The 15,926-nt window shown below is 61.2% G+C and carries 13 protein-coding genes; 7 read left to right on the top strand and 6 right to left on the bottom strand.

All coding sequences use genetic code 11. The features are described 5' to 3' along the window. Nucleotides 1-61 precede the first annotated feature (61 nt). Nucleotides 62-2,326, top strand: a complete 2,265-nt coding sequence (gene parC, locus QU606_RS04130) for a DNA topoisomerase IV subunit A (RefSeq protein WP_024073064.1) — start codon at nt 62-64, stop codon at nt 2,324-2,326. Between the two features lie 305 nt (nt 2,327-2,631). Beyond that, nucleotides 2,632-3,339, top strand: a complete 708-nt coding sequence (locus QU606_RS04125; protein WP_024073065.1) for a membrane integrity-associated transporter subunit PqiC — start codon at nt 2,632-2,634, stop codon at nt 3,337-3,339. A 385-nt stretch (nt 3,340-3,724) separates the two neighbouring features. On the opposite strand, the gene QU606_RS04120 is transcribed toward QU606_RS04125, so the two are convergent. Beyond that, on the bottom strand, nt 3,725-5,239 hold the full coding sequence (locus QU606_RS04120) for an AhpA/YtjB family protein (protein ID WP_024073066.1): 1,515 nt from the start codon (nt 5,237-5,239) through the stop codon (nt 3,725-3,727). 133 nt (nt 5,240-5,372) lie between these two features. Here QU606_RS04120 and serB point away from each other — a divergent pair, with 133 nt between their 5' ends. Further along, a complete protein-coding gene (serB, locus tag QU606_RS04115; RefSeq protein ID WP_304998132.1) occupies nt 5,373-6,587 on the top strand; it encodes a phosphoserine phosphatase SerB in 1,215 nt (404 codons plus the stop codon). Nucleotides 6,588-6,729: 142 nt separating this feature from the next. Here the strand turns inward: serB and asd are convergent, their stop codons facing one another. From asd to QU606_RS04100, 3 genes are read right to left on the bottom strand one after another with little or no spacing between them, the layout of a single operon-like run. Next, on the bottom strand, nt 6,730-7,590 hold the full coding sequence (gene asd, locus QU606_RS04110) for an archaetidylserine decarboxylase (protein ID WP_024073068.1): 861 nt from the start codon (nt 7,588-7,590) through the stop codon (nt 6,730-6,732). Between the two features lie 16 nt (nt 7,591-7,606). Then, complete coding sequence (locus QU606_RS04105) at nt 7,607-8,422, bottom strand: rhodanese-like domain-containing protein (RefSeq protein ID WP_024073069.1); 816 nt, start codon at nt 8,420-8,422, stop codon at nt 7,607-7,609. Nucleotides 8,423-8,479: 57 nt separating this feature from the next. After that, the gene (locus QU606_RS04100) at nt 8,480-10,015 is read right to left on the bottom strand and encodes an HDOD domain-containing protein (RefSeq protein ID WP_150095348.1); all 1,536 of its coding nucleotides are present in this window, start codon (nt 10,013-10,015) and stop codon (nt 8,480-8,482) included. A gap of 167 nt (nt 10,016-10,182) precedes the next feature. On the opposite strand from QU606_RS04100, the gene motA reads away from it, so the two are divergent. Both motA and motB read left to right on the top strand, forming a co-directional pair. Continuing rightward, on the top strand, nt 10,183-11,034 hold the full coding sequence (gene motA, locus QU606_RS04095; protein ID WP_024073071.1) for a flagellar motor stator protein MotA: 852 nt from the start codon (nt 10,183-10,185) through the stop codon (nt 11,032-11,034). Nucleotides 11,035-11,037: 3 nt separating this feature from the next. After that, a complete protein-coding gene (gene motB / locus QU606_RS04090) occupies nt 11,038-12,054 on the top strand; it encodes a flagellar motor protein MotB (protein ID WP_024073072.1) in 1,017 nt (338 codons plus the stop codon). 277 nt (nt 12,055-12,331) lie between these two features. Here motB and rsgA read toward each other — a convergent pair whose 3' ends face one another. Further along, a complete protein-coding gene (rsgA, locus tag QU606_RS04085; RefSeq protein ID WP_024073073.1) occupies nt 12,332-13,363 on the bottom strand; it encodes a small ribosomal subunit biogenesis GTPase RsgA in 1,032 nt (343 codons plus the stop codon). Between the two features lie 108 nt (nt 13,364-13,471). Here rsgA and orn point away from each other — a divergent pair, with 108 nt between their 5' ends. Both orn and QU606_RS04075 read left to right on the top strand, forming a co-directional pair. Further along, the gene (gene orn, locus QU606_RS04080; RefSeq protein WP_024073074.1) at nt 13,472-14,014 is read left to right on the top strand and encodes an oligoribonuclease; all 543 of its coding nucleotides are present in this window, start codon (nt 13,472-13,474) and stop codon (nt 14,012-14,014) included. A gap of 180 nt (nt 14,015-14,194) precedes the next feature. Next, nucleotides 14,195-14,809, top strand: a complete 615-nt coding sequence (locus tag QU606_RS04075; protein ID WP_069075149.1) for a trimeric intracellular cation channel family protein — start codon at nt 14,195-14,197, stop codon at nt 14,807-14,809. Here QU606_RS04075 and queG read toward each other — a convergent pair. Then, nucleotides 14,788-15,870, bottom strand: a complete 1,083-nt coding sequence (gene queG, locus QU606_RS04070) for a tRNA epoxyqueuosine(34) reductase QueG (protein ID WP_069075150.1) — start codon at nt 15,868-15,870, stop codon at nt 14,788-14,790. The two genes, QU606_RS04075 and queG, sit on opposite strands and share 22 nt — an antisense overlap. Between the last annotated feature and the right edge of the window lie 56 nt (nt 15,871-15,926).

Raw genomic sequence — 15,926 nt, 5'->3', positions numbered from 1 at the left:
TTGAATTGACCCGGCGCTGCGGCATTTCCGCTGCGCCTTACCAAATATTGATGAGGCCCGCATGAGTGACATCCTCGCAGACAGCTTAGATGGCGTAGAACGCCGGTCGCTGGCTGACTTCACCGAAAATGCCTACCTCAACTACTCCATGTACGTGATCATGGACCGTGCCTTGCCGCATATCGGCGACGGCCTGAAGCCTGTACAGCGGCGCATCATCTACGCCATGAGTGAGTTGGGCCTGGATGCCGATTCCAAGCACAAGAAGTCGGCGCGTACGGTCGGTGACGTGCTCGGTAAGTTCCACCCCCACGGCGACTCGGCATGCTACGAAGCCATGGTGCTGATGGCCCAGCCGTTCAGCTACCGCTACACATTGGTGGACGGCCAGGGTAACTGGGGCGCACCGGATGACCCCAAGTCCTTCGCCGCCATGCGTTACACCGAGGCGCGCCTGTCGCGTTATTCGGAAGTGCTGCTCAGCGAGCTGGGCCAGGGCACCGCGAATTGGGGCCCGAACTTCGACGGCACCCTCGACGAACCCCTGGTGTTGCCGGCGCGTTTGCCCAATATCCTGCTCAATGGCACCACGGGTATTGCCGTGGGCATGGCCACGGACGTACCGCCGCATAACCTGCGCGAGGTCGCGACCGCCTGCGTGCGCCTGCTGGATGAACCCAAGGCCACGGTCGAGCAGCTCTGCGAGCATATCCAGGGGCCGGATTACCCCACCGAAGCAGAAATCATCACGCCGCGCGCCGACCTGCTGAAGATGTACGAGACCGGCAAGGGCTCGGTGCGCATGCGTGCGGTGTACCACATCGAGGACGGCGACATTATCGTCACCGCGCTGCCGCACCAGGTGTCCGGTGCCAAGGTGCTGGAGCAGATCGCGGCGCTCATGCAGGCCAAACCGTCGAAACTGCCGCAGGTTGCCGACCTGCGCGACGAGTCCGACCACGAAAACCCGTGCCGAATCGTGATCATCCCGACCAATAGCCGGGTCGACCACGAAGTGCTGATGCAGCATTTGTTTGCCAGTACCGACCTGGAGTCCAGCTACCGGGTCAACATCAACATCATCGGCCTGGACGGCAAGCCGCAGCTGAAAAACCTGCGCAACCTGCTGGTGGAGTGGCTGGAGTTCCGGGTGCAGACCGTGCGTCGCCGCCTGCAATTCCGCCTCGACAAGGTCGAGCGCCGCCTGCACCTGTTGGACGGCTTGCTGATTGCCTACCTCAACCTGGATGAAGTGATCCACATCATCCGTACCGCCGAGCACCCGAAAGCCGAACTGATCGCGCGTTTCGAGCTGAGTGAGATCCAGGCCGACTACATCCTCGACACCCGTTTGCGTCAGTTGGCGCGACTGGAAGAAATGAAGCTGCGCGACGAACAGGATGCGTTGCTCAAGGAGCAGGCCAAGCTGCAAGCGCTGCTGGGCAGCGAAGCCAAGTTGAAGAAATTGGTGCGTAGCGAACTGATCAAAGACGCCGAAACCTACGGCGACGACCGTCGTTCGCCGATCGTCGAGCGCGCCGAAGCCAAGGCCCTGACAGAAACCGAGTTGCTCCCAAACGAGAAAATTACCGTCGTTCTGTCGGAAAAGGGTTGGGTTCGTTCCGCCAAGGGGCATGATATTGACGCCACTGGTTTGTCGTACAAGGCCGGTGATGGCTTCAAGACTGCCGCCGCCGGGCGTTCCAACCAGTTTGCGGTGTTTATCGACTCCACCGGGCGCAGTTATTCGGTGCCGGCCCATACCTTGCCGTCCGCACGGGGGCAGGGCGAGCCGCTGACCGGGCGTCTGACGCCGCCACCGGGGGCGAATTTCGAGTGCGTGCTGCTGCCGGACGACGATTCGTTGTATGTCATCGCTTCCGACGCGGGGTACGGGTTCGTGGTCAAGGGTGAAGACCTGCAGGCCAAGAACAAGGCGGGCAAGGCGCTGTTGAGCCTGCCGAACAACGCCAAGGTGATCCTGCCGCGGCCGGTGGACGATCGCGAGAGCAATTGGCTGGCGTCGGTCACCACCGAGGGGCGCTTGCTGGTCTTCAAGATCAGCGATTTGCCACAGTTGGGCAAAGGCAAGGGCAACAAGATCATTGGTATTCCAGGGGAGCGGGTCGCCAGTCGTGAAGAGTATGTGACCGACATCGCGGTGATCCCTGAAGGCTCTACCCTGGTGCTGCAAGCGGGTAAACGCACATTGTCGCTGCGTCCTGACGACCTTGAGCATTACAAGGGCGAACGTGGACGGCGTGGTAACAAACTGCCGCGGGGCTTCCAGCGTGTGGATGCCTTGCTGGTGGAAACGCCTGTTTAAGGCGGCAAGGAGGGCTCGGCGGGGTTCGCCTTGAAGCAGGCCTTGGAAAGGCAAAAACCATTCCCAGCGGCCTGCGCCTTGCCTGACCCGCTTTAAGGTGACAACGCAGTGGGGAAACTCACTGAGAACGCCCTCTGGAGCCGTTGATCTACGATTTAACGCGTAGATCGACGCTTTGGCGCTGGAGTCATGGCGCATATTCACGGATGATATGGCCTTTCCAGCGCCGGCGTGGCCGAGCGTGTTTAGGTTATTTTTAAGTATTACATTGTGGTTCGCCTTGTGGCAGCCACCTGGATGGGATGATGACTGCTCCACGCCTTCCTTTTATTTTGATGCTCGCTGGCCTTCTGGGGCTGGCGGGTTGCAGCACACACCAGCCTGTGTCGCTGTATCAGCTGGACAGCGGAAGTCCGGCCCAGCCCGCACAAACTGCGGGTATGGCAGTTTTACTGGGCCCGGTAGTCGTCGCTGACTACCTGCAACGTGAAACCCTGCTACAGCGTCAGAACGACGGCAGCCTGCAAGGTTCCGTTGATGGTCGTTGGGCCGGCAGCCTATCGTCCGACATCAACCAGCTGATGCTGCGCCAGGTGGCGGGTCAACTGGACAGCCAGCGTGTGGTCCTTGCGCCTGCACCCACTGGCTTTACCCCGGATGTTCAGGTGTTGCTGACCATTACCCGGCTTGATTCCGGTAAATCGCAACCGGCGATTCTCGATGCGCAATGGCGCTTGATCGACCGTCGTGGCCAGGTGCGCGATAACCGCATCGTGCACCTGCAGGAAGAACACACCGGCACCACCGCGTCCCAGGTCCAGGCCCAGGGCGTATTGTTGCAACACCTGGCGCAGCAATTGTCGGTGGCCCTCAAGCCATTGGCCAACCAGCCGCCGATCGCCGAGGCACCGCGTAAGCAGGCTCCGGTACAGGCCAAGCCCGCAGAGCCGCAGAAACCGAAGATGCCGATGGCGACACCGATTCGCACGGATATGGAAGTGTTCAGGTTCTGATCTGAATCGCAGACAAACAAAAAGGCCCGCTGACTCAGCGGGCCTTTTTGTTTGTGGTGAGATAAGTCACGGCGCAGATCAAGTGTGGGAGGGGGCTTGCTCCCGATAACGGTGGTTCAGTCAATGATGTGCTGACTGATGCTCCGCAATCGGGGGCAAGCCCTAATGCCGTTCAGTTAAGCGTACATCGCCTTTTGTAGGAGCGAGGGGGACGCCTAGTTCTTGCTCGCGAAAAACGTCAACGATAACGCGTGTCTCCTGAATGAACGCGGCGCCTGTGAGTTTTTCGCGAGCAAGAACTAGGCGTCCCCCTCGCTCCTACAAAAAAGCCTTAACTGAACGGCATTAGGGCAAGCCCCCTCTCACATGAGTCCGGCGGTTTTCTTCAGGGCTTTGTACGGGTCTCATGCATCCGCGCCAACTGCCGTTCCAGCATCGATGGATACGGCTCCATCAAGCGCTCCACACAACTGGCGCCTTCTGGGCTGGCAATGGGGCGAATACGCGCGCGTTGGCGAATCAGCGTGTCTTCGCTGATCTTGCGCTCCACCAGCAGGAGATTGCGGCTGTGTTGGGACAGGGCCAGCGCATCCTGGGCGATCTCGGTCAGCAGCAGGTCGATCTGGCTCATGCCAAACAGGTCGTCACCCACCGTCAGGCCCAGTTGCAGTTGCAAGGTGATGCCGCTGTCGGCCACTTCGATCTGCAATTCATGGCCCAGGGCGCGCAGCAGCTCGCCGCAGCAGATGGCGTTGGTCAGGTAGTCTTCGCCGCTGTCTTCGCTGTGGAACAGCATCAACGTGCTGCCGTCGTTCAGGGTGTGCAGCTCGCTCTGGTAGAGCGAGGCGGCCTGGTCGAGGCAATCGCGGTAGCGTTCCAGTAATTCGGTCAGGCGGGCGCGGGGCAGGCGGCGCAGTTGGTCCTGGGCGCCCAATTGCACGGCCAGTACGGCGCTGTGCTGGGGCTCGGCGTTCTTCGCTGGCACGGGCTTGGGTGCAACGGCGGTGCTGGCCGAGGTGTCGCGCAGGTCGGCGAATGGGTCTTCGTCGTCCAGCTCGTCTTCTTCGGCCCGGATCACATGGCGTGGCGCTGGTTTCAGGCCGGCTACCGGAGGGCGCTCGTCGAAGCCCGGGTCGCGCAGGTCGTGTACTTCGAACTCGGGTTCGTCGTCGAACTCGGGCTCGGGTTCAATCTCGCGTACCACCGGTTCCGGAGCGAAGCTGGCATGAAGTTGGCGCGCAAGGTCGCCGATTTCGTCCTGGCGATCGGTGGCCGGGGTATGTTCGTCGATATCCCGCAGCCAGATGCGCAGTTGCATCAGTGGCGTCGAGATATGCCGTCCCAGGCGCAGGCTCAAGGCCAGGGCCAGGGCCAGCAGGATCGCGCTGAGGATGCCCATGCTTTGCAGGCTGATGGTCATCGGCTGCTGGAATTGCTGCATGTCCAGGCTGATGCGCAATTGACCCGCCTTCACATCCTGGAACGTGATATTGCTCTGGTACAAGCCTTCGGCTTCGCCCAGCAGGCCGTTTTTCGGGCGTTGCCCGGCTTCGGCCATGATGCGGTTGTCCACGCTGTAGATGGCGGCGTGGGCGACCAACGGGTTCTTGGTCAGGTTGTTGAGCAGCACGTTGAGGCTGAGGATGTCGTTGGACACCAGCAGCTCGGTCGCCGAGGTGGCGGTCTGGGTGGTCAGGCTTTCGCCCAACGCATCGGCTTGCTCATGCATGGCCTGTTTGAACTGCAAACCCATCACGCAGGCGTAGATCACCAGGGCCAGGGCGACCAGGATCACGTTATGGCTGGCGATGCGTAATGCGATCGGTACACGGCGGTGGCGCAGTGCCCGGAAGATCAGCAGGAAGAAGTTGTCGGTTTTTACTGGCGTGGGCCGGTTCACTTGAGCTCGGCTCTTAGTCCGTGAAGTTGACGCGCAGTATAGCGACAGGCCCAAGACCGGCAAAGCGCTGGCTGTGCCCGGTGGTCACTGAAAGTGGGTAGAATGCGGTTTTTTTCCAGCCTGGGGGTGCGCTTTGCGCGAAATTGTCCTGATCAACATCACCGGCGAAGACCGACCGGGTCTCACCGCGGCCATTACCGGCGTTCTGGCCCAGGGTGGTGTAAACATTCTCGACATCGGCCAGGCGGTGATCCACGACACCCTGTCGTTCGGCATCCTGGTGGAAATCCCGAGCACCGAGCAGGCGTCTTCCGTGCTCAAGGACATTCTGTTTACGGCATACAAGCTGGATCAACAGGTACGGTTCACCCCGGTGTCCGAAGAGGATTACCAGCACTGGGTGGCCGGCCAGGGCAAGAAACGCCATATCGTCACCTTGTTGACCCGCAAAGTGACCGCCGAGCAGTTGCAGCGCGTCAGCTCGATCACCGCGCAGTTTGGGTTGAACATCGACCATATCGACCGCCTGTCAGGTCGTATGCCACTGGACACCCCGGCCGACAAGGGCAAGGGCTGCATCGAGTTTTCCGTGCGCGGCGAACCGGCAGACCCGCAGGCCCTGCGCGCTGAATTCCTCAGCGTGGCCCAGGAGCTGAACGTTGATATCGCCTTCCAGGAGGACTCGCTGTTCCGCCGCAACCGCCGCCTGGCGGTGTTCGACATGGACTCGACGCTGATCGAAGCCGAAGTCATCGACGAACTGGCCAAGGCAGCCGGTGTGGGTGAGCAAGTTTCTGAAATCACCGAACGCGCGATGGCCGGTGAGCTGGACTTCCGCGCCAGCTTCAAGGAGCGCCTGGCGTTGCTCAAGGGGCTGGATGTGAGCGTGCTGGACTCCATCGGCGCTTCCCTGCGCCTGACCGAAGGTGCCGAAACCCTGTTCGCCGAGCTCAAGCGCCTGGGTTACAAGACCGCGATCCTGTCCGGTGGCTTTACCTACTTCGCCAAGCAATTGCAGGCCAAGTTGGGCATCGACTATGTGTTCGCCAACGAACTGGAAGTGGTCGACGGCAAGGTGACTGGCGTGGCGGTGGAGCCGATTGTCGACGCACAGCGCAAGGCCGACCTGCTGAAGGACCTGGCCCACAAGGAAGGTTTGCGTCTGGAGCAGACCATTGCGGTGGGCGACGGTGCGAATGACCTGCCGATGCTGGCAATTGCCGGTTTGGGTGTGGCGTTCCGTGCCAAACCCTTGGTCAAGCAATCGGCCAAGCAGGCGATTTCGACCTTGGGGCTGGATGGTGTGCTGTATCTGCTGGGCTTTCGCGACCGCGACGGTCAGCTCTAATCCGAAGTCACTGTAGGAATACAGTCAACATGTGGGAGGGGGCTTGCACCCCGATGACGGTGGAACAGCCAATATACCTGTGGCTGGACTACCGCTATCGGGGGCAAGCCCCCTCCCACATTGGATCTCTGCAGGTTTTGAATCAGGCTTTCGGCAGTGCGATACCCTGGCCCATCTGCACCGGCGAACCGGCCACCAGTTCTTCAGCCCACTTCACCTGGTCCGGTCCGAACAGCACGATCGCGGTGGAGCCCAACTTGAAGCGACCCAGCTCCGCACCCTTCTCCAGGTGAATCGGCGCGCGTGCCGCTTCGTCATAGCGGAAGGTTTTCAGCTCGCGCTTGGGCGGCGTGACCAGCCCGGCCCACACGGTTTCAATCGAGGCGACGATCATCGCGCCGACCAACACCACGGCCATCGGGCCGCGTTCGGTGTCAAACAGGCAGACCACACGCTCGTTACGGGCAAACAGTTCCGGCACGTTTTCGGCGGTGGTCTGGTTGACCGAGAAAATCCGCCCAGGCACGTAGACCATTTCGCGCAGGGTACCGGCCAGCGGCATATGCACGCGGTGGTAGTCCTTCGGCGACAGGTAGATGGTGGCAAAATCGCCGCCCATGAAAGGCGCTGCCACGGCAGCATCGCCGCCCAGCAACTCCAGCACGCTGAAGCTGTGGCCCTTGGCCTGGAATATACGGCCATGCTCGATCGGGCCGAGCTGGCTGACCGCACCATCAGCCGGGCTCAGTACGGCGCCAGGGGTCGGGTCCAGTGGGCGCGCGCCGTCTTTCAAGGCGCGGGTGAAGAAGGCGTTGAAGTGCTCGTAGGCGGTCACGTCTTCCACCAGGGCTTGGGACATGTCCACTTGATAGCGCTTGGCAAACCACGTGGTGAAGGCATTCTTGAACCAGCGTACGCGGCACTCGGCAATGCAGCCGGCCAGCCGCGACAGCAGGTGATGCGGCAGCAAGTACTGGCTGAGGATAAACAACTGCTTTTTCATTAACTGTCCTTAAACCTTAAATCTCAACGGGGGTGTCGGGGTGGTTGCCCCATTCGCCCCAGGAACCGGCATAACCTTTGACTCGCGGATAACCGAGCGCCTTGGCCACCAGGTAGGTGAAGCCAGAGCGGTGGTGAGTCTGGCAGTGGGTGATGATTTCTTTATCGGGGGTCAGCCCGAGGCTTTCGAGGATCTGCGGCATGTCGCGGCGGATGCGCAGGTTGCGTGCCTTGTCCATGCCGGCGGTCCATTCGAAGTTCACAGCGCCGGGGATGTGGCCCCCCTTGGCGGCGAGGACTTTCTCGCCGGAATACTCCAGCGGGCCGCGTGCGTCCCAAATACCCAGGTCCGCCGCGCCGAGGCGGCTTTGCAGGTATTCGCGGGTTGCGGTGGGGCCCTCGTGCAGCGTGAGGCTGACGGGGCCACCGACGGGGGCGGGTACGTCGGTGGACACTGGGTGCTGCTCAGCCAGCCAGGCCAGCAGGCCGCCATCGAGGTAGTGGTATTTCTGATGGCCGATCACGTCGAGCATCCAGATAAAACGGCCAGCCCAGCCACCGCCTTCGTCGTCGTAGACCACGTAGGTTGCGTCCGGGGTGTGGCCCAGTTCGCCGAACAGTTTTTCCAGGTCGGCTTTGTTGGGCAGCAGGCCGGGTGCCGGCGGCTGGCCCAGTTGGGTGCGCTTGGGGTCAACGAAATGCGCGCCGGGGATATGCCCTTCGGCGTAGCGGGCGGCACTGGTGAGATCCACCAGAATCAGGTGTTCGGCATCAAGGCGACCGAGCAGGTCGCTGGATTCGATCACCAGCGGCAAGCCAGAGAAGTCAGGCATGTGAGGTCTCCTGGGCACAAATGTTGGCGATAAAGGACCGCGATTGTAGCGCAAGCATCAGGCGCTGCGGTTGGTAAAGCTGTGCAGGGCTTTCTCGATGCACTGGGCGGTTTTGCCGAAGGCCTGCACGGTGGTTTCCGAAAATGGCCCGCCGCCCTGGTCGGCCACCATCAACATCACCACGCGGCCATTGCAGCTCAGCGAACGCAGCAACAGGTGTTCCCCGGTGAACAGGCGACGCAGGATCGGCGGCAACAGGGCCGAGAACTGTGCGTGGTTGTCGGGCGTCAGGCGCACCTGGGCGGATTTTTCCAGCATGCGTTGCAGCAGCGTGCTGTTGACCACATCCAGGCTCAGGTTCGCGGCGTCCTTCGGCAGGCCATCGGCCTGATGCACGCGCAAGGTGCTCAGGGCGCGATCCGCCATGAACAGCAACACTCGTTGCATGCCACTGGCGACCAGCGCTTCCTTGGCGCACGTGGTCAAGTGCATGGCATTGGCAAAGCGGCTCGGCTCCACCAGCAACTCCGTGCAACGCTTGCGCCAGATGGCCAGGGACTCTGCGGTAGGCGGCGGCGCGGGCAGCAGGCCGCGATGGATCTTCTGCACATTCCATGGCCAGATCAGCGACAGCGCCGGGTGCCAAAGGTCGGGCATCAACGTCGTACGGGCGCTGGTGACGGCTTGCTGGTGGGACTGTTGCTGTACTTCGCTCAATGGCTGTTGCAGGTACAGGGCCGTGAGGTACTGCCAGCGTTTGGTGTGCGGGCAGGTCCATGACTCTTGCGCCGACATTGCCAGACCGTTGGCCAGCAGCACGGTATTGGCGGGTTGGTTCAACCAGCGGCGCAGGCTGGGGTCGGCATCGAGCAATTGCTGATGGCGCAGCGGGTCATCTTCCCGGGCGATGTGCAATGCCTTGACCAGCAGGCGTTGTTCCTTCAGCAGCAGGTTATAACCCTGGGACACCCAGATGGGCAGGTGCCAGGTTTCAGTCAGGCCGAGGCACAGGTCCAGCAGGCGGACGCCAAATAACTCCTGTTCGACCTGACGTGCCGACTGGCCTTTGTGGATAACTCGCAGTTCCCACTCTTCCAGGAGCTTGGGGTAGGCAACCGCCATCGGCCACAGCGGCGATAGAAACAGCAAGCTGCCCCAGTGAATGTCTTGCCACAGCCGCGCCAGGCGGCTGGCGAACAGGCCGTTGGCCTGCTGGGAAGCGTGTTGGCTCACCAGCAGCAGTTGGCGCAAGGCGACGGGAATCTCATTGGCAGGCACTGAAGGCAGGCGCGCGAGCAACTCTTCGGCGCGTTTGAGGCCGAGGCGGTTGAGCGCCACTTCGAGGTTTTCCGCCGGTTCCGCCAGGCTGCCATGGGTGTGGCTGTTGGCTTCGCGCATCACGCTGAGCACCAGCGCGGGGCTGTCTTGCATCAGTTCGGCAATATCTCGCAACGAACTGCGGCTGTCGCGGATGGCTTTGCACACGCGCTCGTGGTTCGCCTGGGGAACGGGCAGCCGCACTTCGTCCAGACGCTTGATCCAAGCAGCGAGGGTGGTGGGTTTTACAGTGGGTACGGTCGTTTCATTAGCCATGATTGGGGCGCGATCATCACTTGCGGTCAACACGCCCAGAGCGGGCCGAACTGGCTTTTCGCCTTAACGGCCTATAGTCTGGCGCAGTTTTGCCGATAAGTAGAACAAGAGTTTTGCAGTTCCTCCAAATATGTCCATGAACCTCACGGCGCAAGTACACATCCCCTATGGCTAAAATAATCGGCATCATCGTCGTCATCGCAAGCGTGCTCGGTGGGTACGTCCTGTCCCACGGTAAGATCGCTGCGTTGATCCAGCCCTTTGAAGTGCTGATTATTGGTGGTGCGGCGTTCGGCGCATTCTTGCAGGCCAACCCCGGCTACATGACCATGCATGTGATCAAGAAGTCGCTGGGCATGTTCAGCTCGCGCTTTTCCCACACCTTCTACCTGGAAGTGCTGGGGCTGATCTACGAGATCCTCAACAAGAGCCGCCGTGAAGGCATGATGGCCATCGAAGGCGACATCGAAGATGCCGCGGCCAGCCCGATTTTCGCCAAGTACCCGGCCGTGCTCAAAGATGAGCGCATGACCGCGTATATCTGTGACTACCTGCGCATCATGTCCTCGGGCAACATGGCGCCCCATGAGCTGGAAGGCCTGTTCGACATGGAGCTGTTCAGCCTCAAGGAAGAGCTGGAGCATCCTTCCCACGCGGTGACCGGTGTTGCCGACGGTATGCCTGGTTTCGGTATCGTCGCGGCGGTACTGGGTATCGTGGTGACCATGGCGTCCCTCGGCGAGGGCGACCAGAAAGCTATCGGCATGCACGTAGGTGCGGCGCTCGTGGGTACCTTCTTCGGTATTCTTGCGGCCTATGGTTTCTTCGGCCCGCTCGCCACCTCCCTGGCCCACGATGCCAAGGAAGAAATCAATCTGTATGAAGCGATCAAGGCCAGCCTGGTCGCTTCGGCATCGGGCATGCCGCCTTCGCTGGCGGTGGAATTCGGTCGCAAGGTGCTGTACCCGAAACATCGCCCGAGTTTTGCCGAGTTGGAACAAGCGGTTCGCGGTCGCTAAGCCATGGAAAACAACCAGCCGATAATCATCAAGCGCGTCAAGCGCTTCGCCGCGGGGCACCATGGTGGCGCCTGGAAAATCGCCTTCGCCGACTTCGCGACGGCGATGATGGCGTTCTTCCTGGTGCTGTGGCTGATGTCCACGGCCACGCCCGAGCAGAAGATCGCCATCGCCGGTTACTTCAAGGACCCTATTGGCTTCTCGGAAAGTGGCACCCCCTTTGTAATCGACCTTGGCGGTTCGCCGCAGTTGGCGCCTGAGCGCACCATCAACCCGGAGGTCAAGACCGAGGCGCCCCAGGAAAAAATTCCGATCGAGCGCGATACCGTCGAGAGCATGGCTGAGCAGGTCGAGCAGGAACGCCTTGAATTGCTGCTGCAGGAATTGCAGACCAAGGTCGAGGAAAACCCTCAACTGCTGAAGTTCAAGGATCAGATTTCCTTCGAGATTACCCCGGAAGGCTTGCGTATCCAGATCACTGACGCCGCGAACCGGCCGATGTTCGACTCCGGCAGCGCGCGCTTGAAGCCGTATTTCGAAGATATCCTGCTGGCCATGGCCGACACCATCAAGGCCGTGCCGAACAAGATCAGTATCAGTGGCCACACCGACGCCAAGCCGTATGCGGGGCAGGGCGACTTCGGCAACTGGGAGCTTTCGGCCAACCGTGCCAACGCTGCTCGCCGTGCACTGGTGGCCGGCAGCTACCCGGACGCGCAAGTGGCACGAGTGGTCGGCTTTGCCTCTTCCCAATTGTTTGATCCGAAAGACCCGTTCAACCCGATCAACCGTCGCATCGATATCGTTGTGCTGACTAAAAAGGCCCAGCGAGCGATTGAAGGCGATCAGCCACCGCCGCCGCCGACATCCGGCGCAGGCGCGCCAGGTGAAACCCCCGCCGATCCGAATGCGATTGCGCCTGGGCAGGAGCCATTGCCGGCGCATGAGCTGCGGCAGAAGCTGAACCTGTTTGATGACGGCGGGGTGAAGGATCCTACGGTGCCTGCGACGGGCTCGTAGTCACATCGGATGTTTGTGGTGAGCGAGCCTGTTGTGGGGGAGGGTGCGGGCTTGTTGTGGGATGCGGGCGTGCCCTGATGCCTGTCAGTTAAGGCGGAACACTGTAACTGTGGCGAGCGGGCTTGCCCCGCGTTGGGCTGCGAAGCAGCCCCAGAACCCGCCGCAGAGGAGTGCCTGATACTCCGCATTCCGATTGATTGGGGCCGCTTCGCAACCCAACGCGGGGCAAGCCCGCTCGCCACGACAGGCTTGCTCGCCAGATATTGCGTGGGGTGGTCTAGTAACTGCTTTCGGGCAAGCTCGCAATAATCGACCGATAGCTGTTCATCCGCTGCTGCTGCACGCGGCCATCCTCCAGCGCCTTGAGCAAGGCGCAACCGGGCTCGCGGTCGTGTTTGCAATCGCGGAAGCGGCAAGTGCCGATCAGGTCGTTGAATTCGATAAAGCCGGCTTCTACATCGCTGCGGCTGACGTGGCCGAGGCCGAATTCTCGAATACCTGGGGAGTCGATCAGCTCACCGCCGCCGGGGAAGTGGAACAATCGCGCGGTGGTGGTGGTGTGGGTGCCCTGGCCGGACAGTTCCGACAGCGGGCCGACACGGGTGTCGACTTCCGGTAGCAGGCTGTTGACCAGCGACGACTTGCCCACGCCGGACTGGCCGACAAACACGCTGATACGCCCATTCAGCTGCTGTTGCAGCTGTTCCATGCCGTTGCCGTGATGCGCCGAGACTTCCAGCACCGGGTAACCCAGGGTGCGGTAGACCGCCAGCAACGCATTGAGCGCCGGAGCGTTCTGCTCGTCGATCAGGTCGAATTTGTTCAGCAGCAGCAACGGACGAATGCCGGCATGTTCGGCCGCCACCAGGTAGCGGTCGATCAGGTTGGCATGAGGCTCGGGCAGCGGCGCGAACACGATCACGATCATGTCGACGTTGGCCGCTACCGGTTTGAGCTGGCCACGGCTGTCGGGGCGACGCAATTCGGTGGTACGTGGCAACTGGGCGACGATCACGCCGATACCCTGGTTGCCGGCACGCCAGACCACTTTGTCGCCAGTGACCAGTGCCGGCAGGTTGGCGCGCAGGTGGCAACGGGAAACCGAACCTGCGAATTCGCCCTCCAGCGCCTCGACTTCGACCTGCACACCAAAGTGTGCGATCACCAGGCCGGTTTGTTCGGGGCCCAGGTCGCCGCCCTCGAGCGCTTCCACGGCGGAGGATTCACGTTTGGCGGCGCGAGCGGCGCGTTCACCTTGAATCTTTTCGATGCGCCAGTTTTGGCGACGATTGAGCTGGCGTTTGGCCATTGGTGTTCCGTGTCGATAATGCGAAGGTTGGGTAAAACGGTCGCGAGTCTAGCACGCCCCTGCCTGCTAAACTGCGCAGCTACGCCAAGGTGCCAAGAGAATCAAGCCATGCAAAACCCACAAAACCTGATTTGGATCGATCTGGAAATGACCGGTCTGAACCCCGACACCGACGTCATCATCGAGATGGCGACCATTGTCACCGACAGCAACCTCAACACCTTGGCCGAAGGTCCGGTGATCGCCATCCACCACAGCGATGCCGTACTCGCCACCATGGACGAGTGGAATACTCGTACCCACGGCAACTCGGGCCTGACCCAGCGCGTGCGTGACAGCCGCATCAGCATGGCGGAGGCTGAGGCCGAAACCATCGCTTTCCTGGAGCAGTGGGTGCCGAAGGGCAAGTCGCCGATCTGCGGCAATAGTATCTGTCAGGACCGTCGCTTCCTTTATACCCATATGAAGGCGCTGGAAAGCTACTTCCACTACCGCAACCTGGATGTGTCGACCCTTAAGGAGCTGGCGGCACGCTGGGCGCCGGAGGTCAAAGACAGCTTCCATAAAGGCAGCACCCACCTGGCGCTGGATGATATTCGCGAGTCGATCGCCGAGCTGCAGCATTACCGCAAGCATTTCATCAAGGCTTGAAGAACCGGCGCCTTCGCGGGCGCCTGCTCCCACAATCGTTCCGCGTTCGTCATGGCGACTCGGTCAGGAGCGGGAGGGGCTCGCCCCCGATGGCAGGCAACTCGATTTATCGCCAAGTGCCCCCTTTTGGTGCCATCAGCAAATGATTAGACTGCCGGCCTCTTTGCAAGGATCGCCCTCATGTTGCTGATGCTCTACCTCATTGCCATTACTGCCGAAGCCATGACCGGCGCCTTGTCTGCCGGTCGGCGCGGCATGGATTGGTTTGGTGTGGTGCTGATCGCCTGTGTGACGGCGCTGGGTGGCGGTTCGGTGCGCGATGTATTGCTCGGTCACTACCCGCTGACGTGGGTCAAGCACCCGGAGTACCTGGTGCTGACCTCGATTGCCGCGTTGGTGACGATCTTTATCGCGCCGCTGATGCGCCACCTGCGGTCGCTGTTCCTGGCGCTGGATGCGGTGGGGCTGGTGGCCTTCACCCTGATCGGCTGCATGACCGCCCTGGAAATGGGCCACGGCATGTTGGTGGCTTCAGTCAGCGGCGTGATCACCGGGGTTTTTGGCGGCATTCTGCGGGATATCTTCTGCAACGATATCCCGCTTATCTTTCGCCGCGAGCTGTACGCCAGTGTGTCGTTCCTCGCCGCTTGGTTCTACCTGCTGTGCCTCTACCTGGAGCTGCCCAGTGAACAAGCGATTCTGCTGACGTTGTTCAGCGGCTTTCTGCTGCGGTTGCTGGCCATCCGTTTTCACTGGGAAATGCCCAAGTTCGTCTATAACGACGACGTGCATTGACGCTCGGCGTGCTGCTTGAGTGCCCACTCCACATGTTCACGCACCAGCTCCGAGGGGTAATCGCGGCGCGCCTTCAAGGCTTCCAGCACCGGAATGCTCGACGGCGCATTGCCCAGGCCCACCGCCAGGTTGCGCAGCCAGCGCTCATAGCCGGCGCGGCGCAACGGTGAACCTTCGGTGCTGCTCAGGAATGTGTCCTCGTCCCACATGAACAGTTCGGCCAGCTCTGCGTTGTCCAGATTATGCCGTGGCTTGAAATCGCCCTCTGTGGTGGGGCGCGCGAAACGATTCCACGGGCAAACGATCTGACAATCATCGCAGCCGAATACCCGGTTGCCGATCAGTGGGCGCAAGTCTTCTGGGATGGCGCTCTTGAGTTCGATGGTCAGGTAGGAAATGCAGCGCCGGGCATCCAGCACGTAAGGGCCGACGAAGGCGTTGGTGGGGCAGATGTCCAGGCACGCGGTGCAGCGGCCGCAGTGTTCGGTGCTGTGCGGCGGATCAACCGGCAATGGCAGGTCGACAAACAGTTCGCTCAGGAAGAAATAACTGCCGGCCTTGCGATTGAGTACCAGGGTATTTTTGCCGATCCAGCCCAGGCCAGCCTGTTCGGCGATGGCTTTTTCCAGCACCGGTGCGCTGTCGACAAAGGCGCGAAAGCCAAATGGGCCGATCTGTGCCTGAATACGGTCAGCCAATTGTTGGACGCGTTTGCGGATCAGCTTGTGGTAGTCGCGGCCGAGGGCGTAGCGCGAGATGTAGGCTTTTTCCGGTTTGGCCAGCAGTTGTGCCATCTGGGTCTCGCCGGGCAGGTAATCCATGCGTAGCGAGACCACGCGCAAGGTGCCGGGCACCAGTTCGTCCGGGTGGGATCGCTTGCTGCCATGGGCGCCCATGTACTCCATCTCGCCGTGGTAACCCGCGTCGAGCCAGCGTTGCAGGTGTTGTTCATGCTCGGCCAGGTCAAGGCCGCTGATGCCGACTTGTTGGAAGCCCAGCTCGCGGCCCCAGTCTTTGATCGATTGGGCGAGGGCGGGCAGGTCGTAGGTAATAGCAGGCATGAGACACGGGAAACCACGGGTTAGATGGGTATAATTCTGCCAGACATCGGAGCTTG

Source organism: Pseudomonas sp. OVF7 (assembly GCF_030644265.1).
Taxonomy (GTDB): domain Bacteria; phylum Pseudomonadota; class Gammaproteobacteria; order Pseudomonadales; family Pseudomonadaceae; genus Aquipseudomonas; species Aquipseudomonas gorinensis.
Note: the sequence above shows the minus strand (reverse complement) of the source record. Positions and strands in the feature narration are given on the sequence as shown.